Here is a 16,578-nt window from a genome sequence, read left to right on the forward strand (position 1 = left end):
GTCGAGAGTGCTTATGCATGTTTAGCCTTTAATTCATTTGTTAAGCGCTCTAGCTCGGCTTCTAAATGACGGATTGACTCTTCTCGTCCTTCTTTTCCACCTTCAACAGAAAATGGTTTCCCGTATACAAGATAGCCCTTTTCACGCTTAAAGACAGCCTTCACATTTTTTGGACCAATGTATGCAGCTGGAACAATTTGTGCTTTTGCAAGTTGTGCAATCGTTACCGCGCCTGCTTTTAATTCGGTATTTTCTGAGCTACGTGTGCCACTCGGGAATATCCCTACAATTTTACCGTCCTTAATTAACTGGCGCGGTATTTTAATAACACTTGGACCTGGATTATCGCGATCTACCGGAAAAGCATTAAGCTTTGTAATGAGCCAACCTAATCCATTCACTTCAAACAACTGCTTCTTTGCCATAAAATGAATTTCGCGAGGGAATATTGACACCCCTAAATTCAATATGTCGATATAGCCGTTATGTGTGCAGGCAATAACAAATCCGCCTTCTTTTGGCACATTTTCAAGGCCGTAAACTTTAGCTTTTGCTCCGTTGACACTTAAAATTGCTTTGACAATATTTGCAATAAATTTATACACGTTCGAATCCTACCTTATCTTTATTCTTCTACTATTGTATGCGAAAAATACCCTTTAATCCAATACCTACTTTTTTGAAGTCTTCTCTACAATCTCTTCTACTAAATTAGGGAGCCAATCGTTTAACTCGCTAAATGTGAAACCGGCTTGCTGTGCTTTTTCCGTTGTCATATACCATGATGCTGGAATTGCATATGGAGAACGAATTTCATCGGTTCCAAGCAATGCTATTTTCGCACGTTCCCCTGCTTTTTCTTCAACGAGTTCGATTAATTGTTTTAAAGAAATGATTCCATTTGCTGTTGCATTAATTGGTCCTTCTACATCATGTAATCCAACCCAAGCTAAAAACTCCGATGCTTCTGACGCTTGAATAAATGACATTTCAGCATCCATATTTACAAAGCCAATTGGTTCGTTATTAACGATACGCTCAATATGGAAATGTAAACGTCTCGTATAATCATCTTCCCCCATGACAATTGGGAAACGTACCGCTACAACAGGGAATTTTGCATGTTTATAAAAAACAGCCTCTGCTAATCGCTTACCTTCCCCGTAAGTAAAGTCTGCTGCATCTCCCATCACGATATCATAGTGGTACGGGTCAAAGTCCGTTTCAGTATGCGGCTTACCATTTGCTTCATACGTTGAAAGTGTTGATGTAAATACGAGTTTGCCAATTGAACCATTGAATATTTCACAAAATGCCTTCGCTTCATTCGGTGAATAACAAATATTATCGTACACGACATCAAAGTTTCGACCTGCAACAGCCGCTTTGAATGCCGCTTCATCTTGACGATCTACTTGCAGATGCTCGACTTGATCACCAAAAGGATTTCCAGTAACACCTCTTGTCACAATTGTTACTTGATGATTTTGTTTTAATAATTGTTCCACTAATTTCTTACCAAAAAATCGTGTGCCACCGAGTACTAAAATTTTTTTCATCGTCTATTCCCCCATGCCAATTAATAAGTCGAAATCAATCGTAATTTCATGTAGTTGAATATTCTCTTTCTGTTCAATATGCCAGCCCATTGGTGTCATTTCAAGCAATTTCGGTACAAGTTCTTCATCTAAAGGGAGCGTATACGTAATTCTTTTAATAACTGTATTTGCAAAGCTCTCTTTAAAGCGGGCTACCGTTTGTTCATTAGAATAGCTTTCCTTCGTAGAATCTGCAAAAGCTTGGATACGCAATTCCTTCAAGTAATTTTCCTGTGGGACTATTTTCAGCACTTTACCACCTGGTTTTAAAAGCCGTTTAAACTCCTCATAATTTGCGGGTGAAAGGATGTTTAAAATCGCATCAAACGACTGGGCGTTATACGGACTATTCGCTAAATCACCAACACACCATATTTCATCTGAATAGTATTTCCCTGCTGCCATAATGCCTTCTTTAGCAATATCAATACCGACACCTGTTGCCTGTTCAAGTTGCTGACAAATCCGGTGCAAGTGGGAGCCTTCCCCACACCCCGTATCCAAAATAATTGGCATAGTTGCTGTAATTTCTTTAGCAAGAGCTTGTTGCACCTTGTCATATAATCCACTTTCAATGACCGCATGACGCGATTCAAAAAGTGCCTTGCCATACATGGAATTGACTGGACGATGCAATAAGTTAATATACCCTTGCTTTGCCACATCAAATGAATGATTGTTTGGACAGCTCATTTTCCCGCCTTCACTCATCGCCATTTGTTGTTTACAAATCGGACAAGAAAATAATTGAATTTGTTCGTTAATTTGTTGAATTGTTAATGCTCGTTTTGATAATAGACCCATGATGGATTCTCCTTCATACTTGTTCCATTTTATCGTACCATAATCTAAGACATTACCAAAAATCTAACGAATGATTTTGCTTTTTTATAGCCCTTACTCAACATAACTAAAAAAGCCCTCACTCTTCCCCTTGGTAGGACGGTAAGTGATGGGCATTTGATTAAGTTCGCTACTCTAGTAATTCACTTGCTGTTACAAATTCATAGTTTTGTTCGATTAAATAGTTTATGACTGCTTCTAAAGCGTCCGCCGTTTCACTATGTATATCATGCATTAATATTATGCCATTATCTTTTACTTGTTCTTTTACATAAGCAAGTGTTTTTTCTGGTGTCCGATGCTTCCAATCCAGTGTATCTACATTCCACATAACGGTTTCCATTGATGTTAGGCTACGTACATTTGCATTGGTCGCTCCGTACGGTGGACGATACATGCTCGGATACTTTCCAGTTGCTTTATAAATTGCTTCATTTGTTTGATTAAGTTCAACTAGTACTTGGTCGTTCGGGATTTTCGTTAAGTTCCTATGACTCCATGAATGATTCGCAATTTCATGCCCTTCATCCGCTGCTTGTTGGACGATTTGTGGGTATTTTTCGACGTTTTGTCCAATCACAAAAAAAGTAGCCGGTATATCGTATTGACGAAGCACTGCTAATATTCGCTCAGTCACTTTCGGATGGGGTCCATCATCAAATGTAAGCGCAACTTTTTTCTTTTTAATAGCATCCACAGTTGGCTTTTTTTGTGGTTCTTCCTTTTCCTCTTGGTCAGTAAAATCAGCCGGTTCACATATTTTTTTTAGTTTATAAAGAGGCATACACGCCAATTCACTTTGACGGATTGTCATCTTTTCCACATCCATAGAATTTCCGGTATCATCCTTTATAGTTTGTAAAAATGCAACATACGCAAGCTGTTGAGTTAAGCTAGGATGCGTTAAACTGTATGAACCTTCTTGAGTTTGTGGACTTACTTTTATATTAAACTGCAAAAATATTACAGCGATTAATCCGAGTGTCGCAATCAGTTTCCAAATCTGTTTTTTCATCGTTGCCCTCCAAATATGTATTACCTATTAGACGGATGAAGAGCGTGAAAAGTTGATAGATTTATGAAGAAATTTGTAGTTTTTTGAATTTCCTAAAATTGAAAAATGCCATCTTGATTTTGCATCAAAATGGCATTCTTCATTTATAAATTTATCTTTACAAAACGATCTATAGTTAATTTTTAGTAAGCTGTCCACCCAGCATCGGCTGTAATGACAACGCCGTTTACAAAGTCAGAATCCGCTGATGCTAAAAATAGCGCAACACGGGCAATATCTTCTGGCTCGCCATTTCTCGGATTAAAGTCAGCACCTGCCATAGCTCGGGCAATACCATGCTCATTTGGATTTTGAAGGCTTGCACTAATATTTGTATTTACGCCACCTGGGGCAATTGCATTACATTTAATCCCTTGCGTTGCATATTGGAAAGCTGTATTTTTCGTTAATCCAACAACCGCATGTTTAGCCGCGGTATAAGCTGCACCAGCACGAGACCCATATAAACCCCCAACTGAGGCAATATTAATAATCGTCCCATTTCCTTTTTCAAGAAAGATTGGCATCGCTTGACGAGTAGCACGCATGACACCTTTTACATTCACATCAAAAACGCGATCCCATAACGCATCTTTCACATCACCAACTGGAGAAAAGTCATCCATAATACCAGCATTATTCACTAAAATATCAAGTGTCCCATAGCTGTTTTGTGCGGCTTTTATTAGTTTATGAATATCCGCCTCTACTGCTACATTGGCAGTTACAGCTGTTGCCACTCCACCTAAAGCGGTAATTTCAGCAACTGTATTGCCTGCTCCTTCAAGTGTTAAATCGGATACAACGACTTTCGCTCCCTCTTTCGCAAATAGAATGGCAATCGCTTTTCCCATACCTGACGCAGCACCTGTTACAACCGCAACTTTATCTTGCAATCTCATAAAAAAAACCTCCCCAAGAGTTTTTTATTCCCTTACTTTTATTCTACATATATCGCGGTATTTCCTTTATTCCAAAATGAAAAGAACAGCCCCCAAAAAGAGACTGTTCAAAAGTTTATTTTACGAATTTTACATCTTGGAACTTATGGTGACCAGAGTCATTGATCCAGTAGCCTTCAATTTGATCGCTTACGCCAGAAATATAGGCTTGGTGATGAATATAAATCATTGGCGCATCTTCAATTAATATTTCTTGAATTTGTTTATATAAAGCTAAACGTTTTGTCGTATCAATTTCTTCACGTGCTTCATCTAAAAGTTTATCTGTCGTTGCACTCGTGTAGAACATACGGTTTCCAGCTTCTCCGTGACTTTTCGAATGGAATAATTGCGTCAAGAAGTAGTCCGCATCTCCAACTGGGTTGGATAAGCCTAAAATGTACATATCATGCTCACCAGCAGCCGTTTTAGCTAAGTATGCTCCCCATTCTACCACTTCAATATTTGCTGTAATATTTACTTGTTTTAGCGCCTCTTGCAACATAATCGCGATATTTTGACGTTGTGGGTTATCATTTGTCCAAATCGTCGTCGTGAATCCTTCTTCAAATCCAGCTTCAGCTAATAATGCCTTTGCTTTTTCTACATCATACGTTAAAGGTGTAATCGTATCATCATAACCAAATACACTCGGTGCTAATGGTCCCTTTGCAGGATCACCAATTCCTTCATAGATCCCGTCAATAATTGATTTTTGATCTACTAACATTGAAATTGCTTGGCGTACACGTACATCATCAAATGGTTTTTTATTCATATTAAAGCCAATGTAAGATAATGAAGAACCTGGTGTTATATCAATTGTATTTGTCGTACCTTCAATTAAACTTATTTCATTTGGTTGTACAGGCTCAATAACATGTGCATAGCCCGCTTCAAGTTCAGCCGCACGTGTTGCACTTTCTGGAATCACTTTAAATGTCACCGTATCTAAAATTGCCTTTTGACTCCAGTAATCTCGATTGTTCTCCAGTTTTACTTCTGTTCCAGGTGTCCACGAAACAAATTTCATGAAGCCTGTACCAATTGGACCTTCCTCATTAATTAACTGTCCGGCTACCTCTCCAGCCTTTAATTTTTCATAATCTGCATCAATTTGTGCAGGTGAAATAATAACAGCTACTGGGTGACTTAAATGATTTAATAATGGCGCGAATGGATAGTGCGTATGAAGACGTAAAACATAATCACTTACTACTTCAACTTCTTTAACAGATTCAAGTAAAAATGCACGAGGCGTTGCTACTACAGGATCTAAAATTCGATCAAAGTTTTTCTTTACTGCTGCGGCATTAAAATCTGTTCCATCATGGAACTTAATCCCTTCATTCAAAACAAATTCCCATGTTACATCATCCACAGCTGTCCAACTTTTCGCTAAACTCCCTACAAGTTCTCCATCTTTATCTTTCTTTACTAATCCTTCTGTAAGATTAGCAAGTACCGAAGCTGATGGAACGTCCGTAGAAGTGTGTGGATCTAAGTTAGCCGCATCAGATAATGTTGCAAATACTAAATCTCCGCCATCTGCCGCCCCTACTGCTGTTGTTGAATCATCTGTTGATTTATCACCATTTGCTGGTTTTTCCGTTGAATCATCACTACATGCCACTAACACTAGTGCGAAAACGGATGCAAAAAGTACGAGCAAACTATTTTTGAATTTCCTTTTCATCCTCATTCTCTCCTTCATCATTTATTATTGTAAATATAAACATAGTCTACCAATGATTCGCTATAAAATAAACAGAATATTTAATTTTTATTCACTTTATGTAATTTCATATTTTACATACCTACCAAAAACCTAGTTATAATACGGATTTAAGTCACCCTATAAAACATGTAGTGATGGGATAAATAAACTATATCGCATTTTTATGCAAATCCCTTATGCACTGCTTTTACCTACAAAAAAAGCCAAGTAGATTTTTTATCATCTACTTGGCTACACTTAATGTTAATTTGAAGAGAGAACGGTATTTTTCACTTCTGATACACTGTTTTTCACTTGCCTCATACCTTCTAAAGCGGAATAAATTGTTTGAATATCCGTTTCACTTAAACACTGTTGTTGTAAATTCTGCGTCCACTTTTTAATTGACGAAGATTTAATCACATCTACATTATCGGAAAATAGCTCAATATTTTGGAAAGAGCAATCATTTGAAAACAAAACAATAGATTTAAATACTTCATCATTCACTTCAGGTAATTGCCCCTGTAACGCAAATGTTAATTTTTCCGTTTCATGTACCGGATTATTAAACAGTTTTGATTGATTTTTATGTAGCAGCTGCGTCCACTGATTATCTTGCTCACGCCCGTTAATCCATCCAGACATTTCTAGCATATTGATTACATAAATACCCGTTTCATGGATGAGCACCGCATCAATCGATTGTAACGCTTCATTTGTAGGAAGTTGTACATTTACTAGTATTTTATGTGGACTCTTCATTTCATCCAATTGGCCAACTAGCTTATGTGTAGTACGTATTTTTTTATTCGTCCATACGTCCAAATATGAATAACCCGTTAACTTATAAAAGACTGTATTATCATGTTGGTAAATCTTCATCGCAAAGTAACCCAAAATAGCAATAAGTACGATTATAAAAAGTAATGTCATCGTGCCCACTCCTTATATGCATAGTTACCCACTAGTTTATCAAAGTTTTCCATCCTTTACTATGCTCCTATGGACTACATTCTCTCAGTCATTTGACCTTAAAATCCCAGGATGCAATCAAAAAGTCACTGTTTTCCCGTAATTTTTTGTAGAGATTTTGCCCTGTCTAAGATTGGGATTAATTGTGATAATGTATCAATCGTATACGTTGGTTGAATCATTGCATGTGCCTCTTTTCGCTCTGGGTTCAACCAGCATGTATCAATACCTGCCCCTGCCCCACCGACAATATCTGCGCTATAAGAATCCCCTATGATCATCGTTTTTTCCGGGTCAAATTGTGGAATGCGTTCAAAAACATAATCAAAGAAAGGTTTCAACGGCTTTTGGTAACCTGTTTCCTCAGAGGCAAACACATGTTTAAAATACGGAGCTAACCCTGTTACTTGTATGCGCTTTGTCTGTGTTTCTGAAATACCATTGGATGTAACATACAACTCATAATTTGGGGCAAGTGATTGAATTAATTCAAATGCACCTTCAACAAATACTTTGCTTTCTGCTAAGTAACCTCGGAATTCTGCATCTAGCGCACGGCCATCTACCTTTTTTCCTAATGCCTCAAATGTTTTGGCAAAGCGTGTTGCCATTAATTCTTGCTGCGTAATTTCACCCTGTTCTAGTGCATGCCAAAGCCCTTTATTAATCTCTTTATACACTTGGTAAACTTCCTCTGTCAGCGGGAATTGCTGAGCTTTAAACAGTTTCGGTAACGCGAGCTGTTCCGCTGCTTTAAAGTCGAGCAATGTATCATCTAAATCAAATAATAAAAATTGATATTGTTTCATTTTATTTCTCCATTTCCAATCTATTTTATTTCAAAAAATTCACTATTTTTATTTACTTTATCCTAAAATTCCGATAGCATTTCTATGTCTTTACATATATTATCGCTATTATTTTATTTTAGCATAATATTAATTGTACTTAGGCACAATCGGTTATATAGAAAGAAGGGTGTACATATGGGGGTTGAATTGGACCCACAGCTCATCATTATTTTAATTTGCTTTGGCTTTCTTGCTGCATTTATTGATTCGGTTGTTGGTGGCGGCGGACTTATTACTTTACCCGCACTGCTGTTCACAGGCATGAGTCCTTCTACCGCGGTTGCAACAAACAAGCTGGCTGGCACAATGGGCTCTTTAACAAGTACGATTTCATTTTATCGCTCTGGAAAACTCGACATTAAATCCGTCATTAAGTTTTTTCCACTTACTTTTTTCGGGGCAATGCTTGGGGCTTGGATCGTTCATTTACTTGATCCAAATTTACTCAAGCCACTCATGTTATTTATGCTCGCAGCCGTTGCGGTGTTTACTATATTTAAGAAAGATTGGGGTACTATTTCAGCTGTTAAAAAACTTTCTAAAACAAAGTTTATTTCGTTTTTATTGGTCATTGCCCTCATTGGACTTTATGATGGGTTTTTAGGTGCAGGCACAGGTACATTTTTAATTTTCGCCTTTTTAATCGTAGGCTATGATTTCCTAAAAGCTGCTGGAAATGCCAAACTATTAAATTTCGGCAGTAATATCGGTGCACTTTTAATGTTTATTAGCCTCGGACAAATTGATTATGCTGTTGGCTTAATTATGGGAGCAGCACAAATTGTGGGAGCCATTGTTGGTTCACAATTTGCAATTCGACGAGGAGGCGGCTATGTACGTATTCTGTTTATCGTCGTTACTGTAACGCTCCTTCTAAAAAATGCGTATGACTATTTTTTAGCCTAATCTAATACATGCTACACTGATTTCTATAGAAAAAACTCCGAGCCACTTCAGCTTGGAGTTTTTCACTAATTATTACATTTCTTGAGTTGGTCCCATAACTGGTGGTACTTTTAATCCTGCTTGGCGAAGTAGCACCGTCATTTGTCCACGATGATGTGTTTGGTGATCAATTAATACACGCAATAGTTGTCCACGTTTCATCATCCCACCAAACGCTGCAACTTCTTCTAAAAGTTGCTCTTCAGTTAATGTGCTAACCTCAGTTTTGTAAGCTTCGATAACTTTTTCATAAGCCTCGATAATCTCAGCCATCGTCTCAGGTTGCTTCATATCTGGCCCTGGTGCTGGAATTTGGAGACCTGCAAAATGACCGAATGCGCCTGCTACCCCTACTAAATGCCATGATAGCCAACCAAGTGAGTTATGCCCATCCACAATAGCAACATCCATTTTGTCATTTGGAATTGCTTGCATTACCTTTAAAGTGCCTTTTGCTGAACCGTTCCATTCTGCAATAAAATCTTCTGTGTTACGATACAAATCAATCATCCCCCTCAATAATCAATTACGCCTCGGCGTAATTGCGTCCAGATTTTTTCGAGCTTGCTCGAAAAAATCCCCTAAAAAATCTGTGACATCCGCCGGGGCTTAACTTGATTCAGCCGGAATTTGAAACCCCACGCAAGTAGAATTGCCTTTTTGGCATTCATCCCCCACTTATAGAAATAGGGGACTTCTGTACCTGTCGCTTCGCTTTCGGTACAAATACATTTGCTGAATCAAGTTGAATATTTTAATGATAACGAAATTAAATTTTTTTCGCTATAAATAAGGCTCCATGATCTTCCATAGCATTACTTTTTGCTCGAATGTTTTAATATTCTTCCCTGGTATCGGACTTGTTGATGGCATTTTTTCATGCGCACGTCCATTTAAAGTCGCAAGCCCTACACGTTTTCTAAAAACATCAAAAGATTTGCCACCGTTAAATAAGACCAGTTCGATTTGCGGATACTGTGAAAATAGCTGTTCAAAATTGTTCGGTATTTCGTTTATTATCGTAGCATCTAAACTCCCTTTCCGTTCACAGCTTTGAATCGAATCCCACAAACCTATGTGATGTGTAAGAAGCAATTGAATGCGCTGTTCATAATCTTCAGGAATGACTACATTTAAAATTTGCTCAAGTATTGGCCAAAAATGATTGCGTGGATTGCCATAATACTGTTGTTTTTCTAAGGACTGCCTGCTTGGCATGGAGCCAACAATCAGGATTTTCGTCCGCTGATTTACAATAGGCGGTAATATATTTTCAATGTGCTGCATCAAATCAGTTCCTTTCATCTCCCTTCAGTATACAAAATTGGCCAAGGAGTTTTGCAAAAAAATGCTATCTTTGATCGAAATCAAGATAGCATTTAGTATGATACTATTATTTTGTAATTTTCACTTTATGCAACTGATATATTCCCGTAGCATCCACAGTTAAGCTTGTAACATTTTTACTATAGCCTGTTAAATATGCTTGGTGGTGAATAAATGCTGCTGGTGCTTCCACATTAATAAGCTCTTGTGCATCTTTATAAATCGCTGCACGTTTTGTTTCATCTGTTTCCACACGCCCTGCCTCTAATAGCTTATCTAGCTCAGGATTTGAGTAACGCGTACGGTTATTATTTCCAATATCCGATGAATGGAATAATGGATAAATCGCGCCATCTGCATCCCCAGTTGACGGTGCCCACCCAAGGATAAACATGTCATGATCGCCTTTAGATGTTTTTTCTAAATATGCGCCCCATTCCATAACTTCAATTGAAACATCAATTTTTAGTTGCTTTAAAGTTTCTTGTAAAATGATTGCAATTTGTTGACGTTGTGGATTGTCATTTGTCCAAATTGTTGTTTTGAAACCATCTTTAAATCCTGCTTCTTCTAATAGCTTTTTCGCTTCTTCGATATTTGTATCTTGGTGTGTCACATCTTCTGTATAGCCCCATACCATTGGAGATAGTGGACCAAATGCTTCTACACCAAATCCATCATAAACGCCTTCAATAATTACTTTACGATCTAATGCTTTTGAAATCGCTTGACGAACCTTTGCATTATCATATGGTGCCTTTTCTGTATTAAAACCTACATATGAAATCGATACAGATGGCTGTTTAATCATATTTGCAAAACCTTCTACAAGCGGTACTTCTGTTGGTTGTACTGGGTCAATAATATGGGCATAGCCTGCTTCTAAATCTGCCGCACGTGTTTGACTTTCAGGTACCGTTTTGAATACTAGTGAATCATAAGCTACTTGGTCACCCCAATATTCTGTATTTTTCACTAATCGAATTTCTTGCCCTGGAATCCATTTATCTAATTTCACGAAACCTGTTCCGATTGGATTTTCATTGCCGTATGCACGAGCTTCCTCGCCAATTTCCATACGCTTGTAGTCTTCTTCAATAACTGCTGGGCTCATTATATTTCCACCTGGGTGTGTTAATGTGAATAATAATGGACCATATGGCTTTTCTGTTTTAATTTGCACTGTATAATCATCTATAACTACAGTTTCTGTAATCGGTTCAAAGTTTGAAAAACGTGGCGATGCAATTTTTGGATCAATCATACGATCTAAATTCGCCTTTACTGCCGCTGCATTAAAGTCTGTCCCATCATGGAATTTTACACCTTGACGAAGCTTTAATTGTAATGTTAATTCATCAATATACTCCCAAGATTCCGCTAATAATGGCTCAATATCACCTGTTTCAAAATTACGAGTAACAAGTGTTTCAAAAATATTGCGTTGAACATTGGATGATGGTATATCATTTGAACCATGAGGATCTAGCTCAATTGCTTCTGATAGTACTTCAAAAATTAACTCGCCGCCTGATTCAACAGGTTCATCAACATTTGTATCGGTTTGGACACTTGAATCAGGCTTTTCACCTGTAGTTGCGTCGTCACTATCACCGCTACATGCAGCTAACATTAAAACGAATGCAAACATAAAGACTAGTATACTTATACGGTTTAGCTTCATTTTTTGAATCCCCCTTCGTAAAACTGAATTTTCAGTTTTTTATATTTTACCTATTTCACCCTATTATTACAATATTATATTTAGATAACTTACAAAGTTTTTTAGATTCAATAAAAAAACACAACTCGTGGAAAATAAATCGAAGTTGTGTTTGCTTTTTTATTCATTTTTATTAAATACGATTTTACCTGCTACTACCGTTTTTAATGCTTGGGCTTTCCGCATATGTTCTGTCGTACCTGCAAATAAGTCCCGATCAAAAATGGTGAAATCTGCATCATATCCTACTTTAATCATACCGCGCTTGTGTTCCTTGCAAATCGCTTGCGCACTGCCAACTGTATACATTTTCACTGCTTCAAATCGCGTTACTTTTTCTTCCGGTATATAGCCATTATGAGTGTCACCCATTTTTTTACGCTCTACCGCAGCATAAATCGTTTCCAGTGGACTGATCGCTTCAATCGGCGCATCGGTTCCTGCTGCACACATGAGTCCTTCATCTATAAATGTTTTCCACGCGTAAGCTAAAGATTTACGATTTGGACCGATTCTTTCTGCCACCCACGGGAAATCTGAAGGGACAAATGCCGGTTGTAAGTCTAAAATAACCGGTAACCTCTTCATTCTTTCGATTTGATCGGCCGTTACTAAACAACAATGAATGAGTCGATCACGTTTCCCAGGAAATACTGGATGCTTTTCTAGCAACGTAAGAACTTGCTCCATACTCGCATCACCAATTATATGAATCGCAACAGCTTCCTGATGTTCTCGAGCTAGCTTTATTAGCCGCTCCATTTGTTCTTCCGTATGAATGAGCATTCCTTTATTACTTTCATCATTTGCATACGGTGCTAGTAATGCCGCTGTCGAACCTCCAAAAGAACCATCTGCATAAATTTTCATCGCCCCTAGTTCTAAAAAGGGTTGTTGATCACCTACATGCGCATCCATCATTTCCTGGAACACATTATGGTGACGGAGTAGATGTACACGGAAGTTTTGCCTATTTCCTATGACGCGCTCATATGCAGTTAATGGGTTTGTATAGGCACCAAAATAACTCATTTCCTCCGTATGACCTCCCGTTAATCCGTAAGAAAGCATATTTTCTACCGCTTGATTCAATGCTGTTTCCAAGGAGTTAATATACGCTTCTCCTTCTTTTGGAATTTCATCCGTTACTAAATTAATCGCAAGTTCATACAGTAAACCATTTAACTGACCATCTGCATGACGACCAATTTTCCCACCAGGCGGGTCCACTGTTTGCGCTGTTATATGACCTGTTGCTAGAGCAGCTGAATTTGCTAGCACAACATGATGACAAGCACGCGTCAACAGTATAGGTGCTCCTGAAATTCGATTCAGCTCTTCTTTTGTAGGAATACGCCCATCCTGAAAGTTATTTTCATTCCAACCTTCTCCAAATAGCCATTGTCCTGCTTCTAATGTTGCGGCAGCTTGACTTACAAGTGCTAGTATTTGCTCAGCAGATGTTGCATGCGTTAAATCTAGACGCTGTAACTTTTCTCCGTGACCAATCATATGCAAATGGCTATCCACAAAACCTGGATACATCGTTGCCCCTTGTAAATCAATGATTTCATCTGCTTGATTTTTCAAAGTTTCAAACGTTCCAACAGCTCGAATTTCCCCTTCTTCTACAAGGACAGCCTCAACTGTTGAAAATTCATTTTCCATTGTATAAATGACGCCATTTGTCCAAAGTTGGTTCATTTCGTTTGTCTCCTTAGTCCATTTTGAAGTTTTCGCGACTGTATGGTTCACCAATCATCATGTGATCTAAAATCGATTCGTAAGAGCCTTTATGAATAAACGTAACTTCCTGTAATTCTGGGAAGTTTTCAAAATATGATTTTACTAATGTTTCTACAAACATCGCCGCCCCTGCTGAGCCTTGGATTGTATAAACATCATCGCCTAAATTCAATACTAAACTTTTATTATCTTGTTCAAATTTATAATCAATAAGCGCTACATCATGCTCATTCACTTTTGCAAATATAAATTTCACTAAATCCTCATCTTTATTTGGATATTTTTCTTCAAACGGCATCGTAAATTCGGCATTGGCATCCGATTTGTATAATACGATTGTTTTGTCTTTAGCACTTCCTTGTGTGTTATCTTTTGGCTTTGAAATTTCCGTTCCGCAAGCCGCCAATACCAACATTAAGACCATTAACATTACTAGCTTTTTCATGCTGTTCAGCTCCTTTTATTTTTTACTTTCTACTTTTTAACCATAGCGAATTTATCCTAATTTTTCAAATACGTATACAATTAAAATAAGCTACTTAATAGATAAATTGCTGTTCCCCAAATAAATAGCGCAGAAATTTTATTGAATAAGGTAAAAACAGTCGGAGAAATTTTCATCTTTTTTAGCAGCGCCCCTGCGGACATTAAACCTAAAAACCATAACCACGAAACGAACACACAAGCCAAAATAAATTGCCATTGCTCAGTGCCACTATATTTCACCGCATTCGTACCGATTACACCGATTGTATCTAGTAATGCATGTGGATTTAATAATGATACAGACAATGCAAATAGCACTTGTTTTTTCATCGGCATCGCCTGCTGATCTTCCATCTTGGCTGCATCAGAACGCCAAATAACAAATCCTATGTAGCTTAAAAATAAAATGCCCCCAATTAATAAAATAAGTCGTAACCACTCAAACTGCAGCACAATTAATGATACACCTAAACTCGCTAATACGATTAAAAGCGTATCACTAATCGCCGCCGTAATTGCTGCCGGTAATGCACGTAAAAGTGTTGGTTGCATCACACCTTGCGTAAAAACGAACACATTTTGTACACCTAACGGCAAAATTAATCCAAACGCCAAAATAACTCCATGAAATAATGGTTCCAAAAATATTCACCTCTCTACGAAACAATGTTACTTATGTTATAACTAAAAAAACAGGTCCAATTGGTTGGTTTTTTATCCACCCAATTTAACTTAATTCAGCAGAGAAGCTGAATAGAGGAACAAAGGCTAAAATCATCACATCGTGTGACAACGCTTTTGTAATCAACGTCTTGTTGAGCTAAAGCCTCTGGCGGAAGTAGAAGGAGTTGCCTTACTTATGAATTGGAAACCTAACAGAGCATTATCTATTAGTTTAGTGAATCAAATTGTACATTGGATGACCGAACAAATTTTAAATGGGCATTGGCCAAATGGAACAAAATTGCCTGCGCAACGCCAACTAGCTTTATCACTAGGTGTGAATCGTAGTACCTTACAAGAAGCAATCGAGGAATTAAAAGCAGATGGTATTTTATGTTCTAAAGTCGGTTCGAGCACCTTTGTTTCAAATGATTCATGGAATATTCTTGTTAAACAAAAACAGCCCAATTGGCAAAGATATATCGAAACAAGCATTCATAAATCAAATTACCAAACAATCCAGCTAATCAATGAATTTGAGCAAGACGAGTCCATTATTCGCCTAAGTACCGGAGAGCTTTCTCCTAGCCTTTTACCCACTAAGAAAATTCAACAATCATTACAACATTTAAAATTAGATGGTAAAGCAATTGGCTATTCTTCACCTCAAGGAAGTTTAGCACTTCGTCAAGCACTCGTTCACTATTTAAAAAAGCGAAATATCGAAACGACAGTAGACAATATATGTATCGTTTCTGGGGGTTTACAAGCATTGCAATTAATTGCTGTCGGCTTACTTGAACCAGGCTCAACAGTTTTACAAGAAAAATATTCTTACCTAAATTCCGTCCACCCGTTTCAATCGTATGGCATGAATTTACATAGCATTTCATCAAATAACAATCAAATGGTCATACAAAGGAAAATGAGCGGTCAAAATATTTTCTATGCTATTCCAACGCTCCATAACCCAACAGGCGCTATATGGCCCCAGCAAAAAAAGGAACAATTTTATGAACAGTGTTTAGCAGCGAATATGCCCATTATTGAAGATGATGTTTATTTTGAACTAGCTTTCGAAAAACTGTCACCTCCTTTAAAAGCTATTGATACTTCTGGACAGGTCGTTTATTTAGGTAGTGTGTCTAAAACACTCAGTCCAGGTTTACGCATTGGCTGGGTTGTTGCACCAACACCTGTCATTAAACGACTCGCTGACATAAAAATGCAGATGGATTATGGCTCTAGTGCTTTTTCACAGGAAATCGTAACGCATTGGCTTACAAGCGACCTTTATGAGGAACATATAATGTATTTAAAATCGGAATTGCAAAAGAGAGCGCTCTATATGGAAAAATTGCTGGCACAATATTTCACTAACATCGCGAGTTGGGAAAAATCTAAGGGAGGCTTCTATATTTGGCTAAAATTCCACAAACCAATCCTGACTTCTGCATTTTTTTATAAATTACTAAAACAAAAGGTACTTATTAATCCAGGCTATATTTACGAACCAAAAGATGCCTTCCATATTCGACTTTCCTATGCTTACGCTAATGAAGAGGATTTAAAGGAAGGACTAATCTGTTTACAAAAAATAGCTTTGGAAGAGTAAACACGAGACTGAATATAAAATATTTTCAAAATATATTGACAGTTATAATCCATTCAACTAATATTAAGGGACACTAAATAATGTAAAAAGAAAAG

16 protein-coding genes are annotated in these 16,578 nt (G+C 37.6%); 2 read left to right on the forward strand and 14 right to left on the reverse strand.

Annotated features, from left to right (window positions below):
- Positions 1–11 precede the first annotated feature (11 nt).
- The 8 genes from MHI10_RS20005 to MHI10_RS20040 all read right to left on the reverse strand — a co-directional run bounded on the left by MHI10_RS20005 (position 12) and on the right by MHI10_RS20040 (position 7,937).
- Complete coding sequence (locus MHI10_RS20005) at positions 12–605, reverse strand: lysophospholipid acyltransferase family protein (protein WP_340788617.1); 594 nt, start codon at positions 603–605, stop codon at positions 12–14.
- 66 nt (positions 606–671) lie between these two features.
- Positions 672–1,559 (reverse strand): NAD-dependent epimerase/dehydratase family protein, encoded by an 888-nt coding sequence (locus MHI10_RS20010; protein ID WP_340788619.1) that lies wholly within the window; start codon positions 1,557–1,559, stop codon positions 672–674.
- Between the two features lie 3 nt (positions 1,560–1,562).
- On the reverse strand, positions 1,563–2,402 hold the full coding sequence (locus MHI10_RS20015) for a putative RNA methyltransferase (RefSeq protein WP_340788623.1): 840 nt from the start codon (positions 2,400–2,402) through the stop codon (positions 1,563–1,565).
- 169 nt (positions 2,403–2,571) lie between these two features.
- Complete coding sequence (locus MHI10_RS20020) at positions 2,572–3,456, reverse strand: polysaccharide deacetylase family protein (RefSeq protein WP_340788625.1); 885 nt, start codon at positions 3,454–3,456, stop codon at positions 2,572–2,574.
- Positions 3,457–3,638: 182 nt separating this feature from the next.
- Positions 3,639–4,397, reverse strand: a complete 759-nt coding sequence (locus tag MHI10_RS20025; RefSeq protein WP_340788628.1) for an SDR family oxidoreductase — start codon at positions 4,395–4,397, stop codon at positions 3,639–3,641.
- 115 nt (positions 4,398–4,512) lie between these two features.
- Entirely contained in the window at positions 4,513–6,132 is a 1,620-nt protein-coding gene (locus tag MHI10_RS20030) for a glutathione ABC transporter substrate-binding protein (protein ID WP_340788631.1), read from the reverse strand.
- A gap of 285 nt (positions 6,133–6,417) precedes the next feature.
- On the reverse strand, positions 6,418–7,089 hold the full coding sequence (locus tag MHI10_RS20035) for a nuclease-related domain-containing protein (RefSeq protein ID WP_340788634.1): 672 nt from the start codon (positions 7,087–7,089) through the stop codon (positions 6,418–6,420).
- Between the two features lie 125 nt (positions 7,090–7,214).
- Positions 7,215–7,937, reverse strand: coding sequence for a YjjG family noncanonical pyrimidine nucleotidase (locus MHI10_RS20040; protein ID WP_340788637.1), 723 nt, complete (start codon positions 7,935–7,937; stop codon positions 7,215–7,217).
- Positions 7,938–8,114: 177 nt separating this feature from the next.
- On the opposite strand from MHI10_RS20040, the gene MHI10_RS20045 reads away from it, so the two are divergent.
- Complete coding sequence (locus MHI10_RS20045; RefSeq protein ID WP_340788639.1) at positions 8,115–8,885, forward strand: TSUP family transporter; 771 nt, start codon at positions 8,115–8,117, stop codon at positions 8,883–8,885.
- Between the two features lie 72 nt (positions 8,886–8,957).
- Here the strand turns inward: MHI10_RS20045 and MHI10_RS20050 are convergent, their stop codons facing one another.
- The 6 genes from MHI10_RS20050 to MHI10_RS20075 all read right to left on the reverse strand — a co-directional run bounded on the left by MHI10_RS20050 (position 8,958) and on the right by MHI10_RS20075 (position 14,847).
- Positions 8,958–9,425 carry a DinB family protein gene (locus MHI10_RS20050; RefSeq protein ID WP_340788641.1) on the reverse strand — a complete coding sequence of 156 codons (468 nt, stop codon included), beginning with the start codon at positions 9,423–9,425 and terminating at the stop codon, positions 8,958–8,960.
- A gap of 282 nt (positions 9,426–9,707) precedes the next feature.
- Positions 9,708–10,211 carry a DNA-deoxyinosine glycosylase gene (locus MHI10_RS20055; RefSeq protein ID WP_340788643.1) on the reverse strand — a complete coding sequence of 168 codons (504 nt, stop codon included), beginning with the start codon at positions 10,209–10,211 and terminating at the stop codon, positions 9,708–9,710.
- A gap of 106 nt (positions 10,212–10,317) precedes the next feature.
- Entirely contained in the window at positions 10,318–11,934 is a 1,617-nt protein-coding gene (locus tag MHI10_RS20060; protein WP_340788644.1) for a glutathione ABC transporter substrate-binding protein, read from the reverse strand.
- 159 nt (positions 11,935–12,093) lie between these two features.
- Positions 12,094–13,677, reverse strand: a complete 1,584-nt coding sequence (locus MHI10_RS20065) for an amidohydrolase (protein ID WP_340788647.1) — start codon at positions 13,675–13,677, stop codon at positions 12,094–12,096.
- A 13-nt stretch (positions 13,678–13,690) separates the two neighbouring features.
- Entirely contained in the window at positions 13,691–14,164 is a 474-nt protein-coding gene (locus MHI10_RS20070) for a fructose-2,6-bisphosphatase (protein ID WP_340788651.1), read from the reverse strand.
- Positions 14,165–14,244: 80 nt separating this feature from the next.
- Positions 14,245–14,847, reverse strand: coding sequence for a LysE/ArgO family amino acid transporter (locus tag MHI10_RS20075; RefSeq protein ID WP_340788653.1), 603 nt, complete (start codon positions 14,845–14,847; stop codon positions 14,245–14,247).
- Between the two features lie 217 nt (positions 14,848–15,064).
- Here MHI10_RS20075 and MHI10_RS20080 point away from each other — a divergent pair, with 217 nt between their 5' ends.
- A complete protein-coding gene (locus MHI10_RS20080) occupies positions 15,065–16,483 on the forward strand; it encodes an aminotransferase-like domain-containing protein (RefSeq protein WP_340788655.1) in 1,419 nt (472 codons plus the stop codon).
- The last annotated feature ends 95 nt before the right edge of the window (positions 16,484–16,578 follow it).

The organism is Solibacillus sp. FSL K6-1523, assembly GCF_038005225.1.
Taxonomy (GTDB): domain Bacteria; phylum Bacillota; class Bacilli; order Bacillales_A; family Planococcaceae; genus Solibacillus.

What these genes read in the sequence shown, in the direction of transcription:
- MHI10_RS20040 (WP_340788637.1), bottom strand. Translation starts at nt 7,937, where the DNA reads ATGAAACAATATCAATTTTTATTATTTGATTTAGATGATACATTGCTC.
- MHI10_RS20015 (WP_340788623.1), bottom strand. Translation starts at nt 2,402, where the DNA reads ATGGGTCTATTATCAAAACGAGCATTAACAATTCAACAAATTAACGAA.
- MHI10_RS20010 (WP_340788619.1), bottom strand. Translation starts at nt 1,559, where the DNA reads ATGAAAAAAATTTTAGTACTCGGTGGCACACGATTTTTTGGTAAGAAA.
- MHI10_RS20070 (WP_340788651.1), bottom strand. Translation starts at nt 14,164, where the DNA reads ATGAAAAAGCTAGTAATGTTAATGGTCTTAATGTTGGTATTGGCGGCT.
- MHI10_RS20080 (WP_340788655.1), top strand. Translation starts at nt 15,065, where the DNA reads ATGAATTGGAAACCTAACAGAGCATTATCTATTAGTTTAGTGAATCAA.
- MHI10_RS20035 (WP_340788634.1), bottom strand. Translation starts at nt 7,089, where the DNA reads ATGACATTACTTTTTATAATCGTACTTATTGCTATTTTGGGTTACTTT.
- MHI10_RS20020 (WP_340788625.1), bottom strand. Translation starts at nt 3,456, where the DNA reads ATGAAAAAACAGATTTGGAAACTGATTGCGACACTCGGATTAATCGCT.
- MHI10_RS20045 (WP_340788639.1), top strand. Translation starts at nt 8,115, where the DNA reads ATGGGGGTTGAATTGGACCCACAGCTCATCATTATTTTAATTTGCTTT.
- MHI10_RS20030 (WP_340788631.1), bottom strand. Translation starts at nt 6,132, where the DNA reads ATGAAAAGGAAATTCAAAAATAGTTTGCTCGTACTTTTTGCATCCGTT.
- MHI10_RS20055 (WP_340788643.1), bottom strand. Translation starts at nt 10,211, where the DNA reads ATGCAGCACATTGAAAATATATTACCGCCTATTGTAAATCAGCGGACG.
- MHI10_RS20065 (WP_340788647.1), bottom strand. Translation starts at nt 13,677, where the DNA reads ATGAACCAACTTTGGACAAATGGCGTCATTTATACAATGGAAAATGAA.
- MHI10_RS20025 (WP_340788628.1), bottom strand. Translation starts at nt 4,397, where the DNA reads ATGAGATTGCAAGATAAAGTTGCGGTTGTAACAGGTGCTGCGTCAGGT.
- MHI10_RS20060 (WP_340788644.1), bottom strand. Translation starts at nt 11,934, where the DNA reads ATGAAGCTAAACCGTATAAGTATACTAGTCTTTATGTTTGCATTCGTT.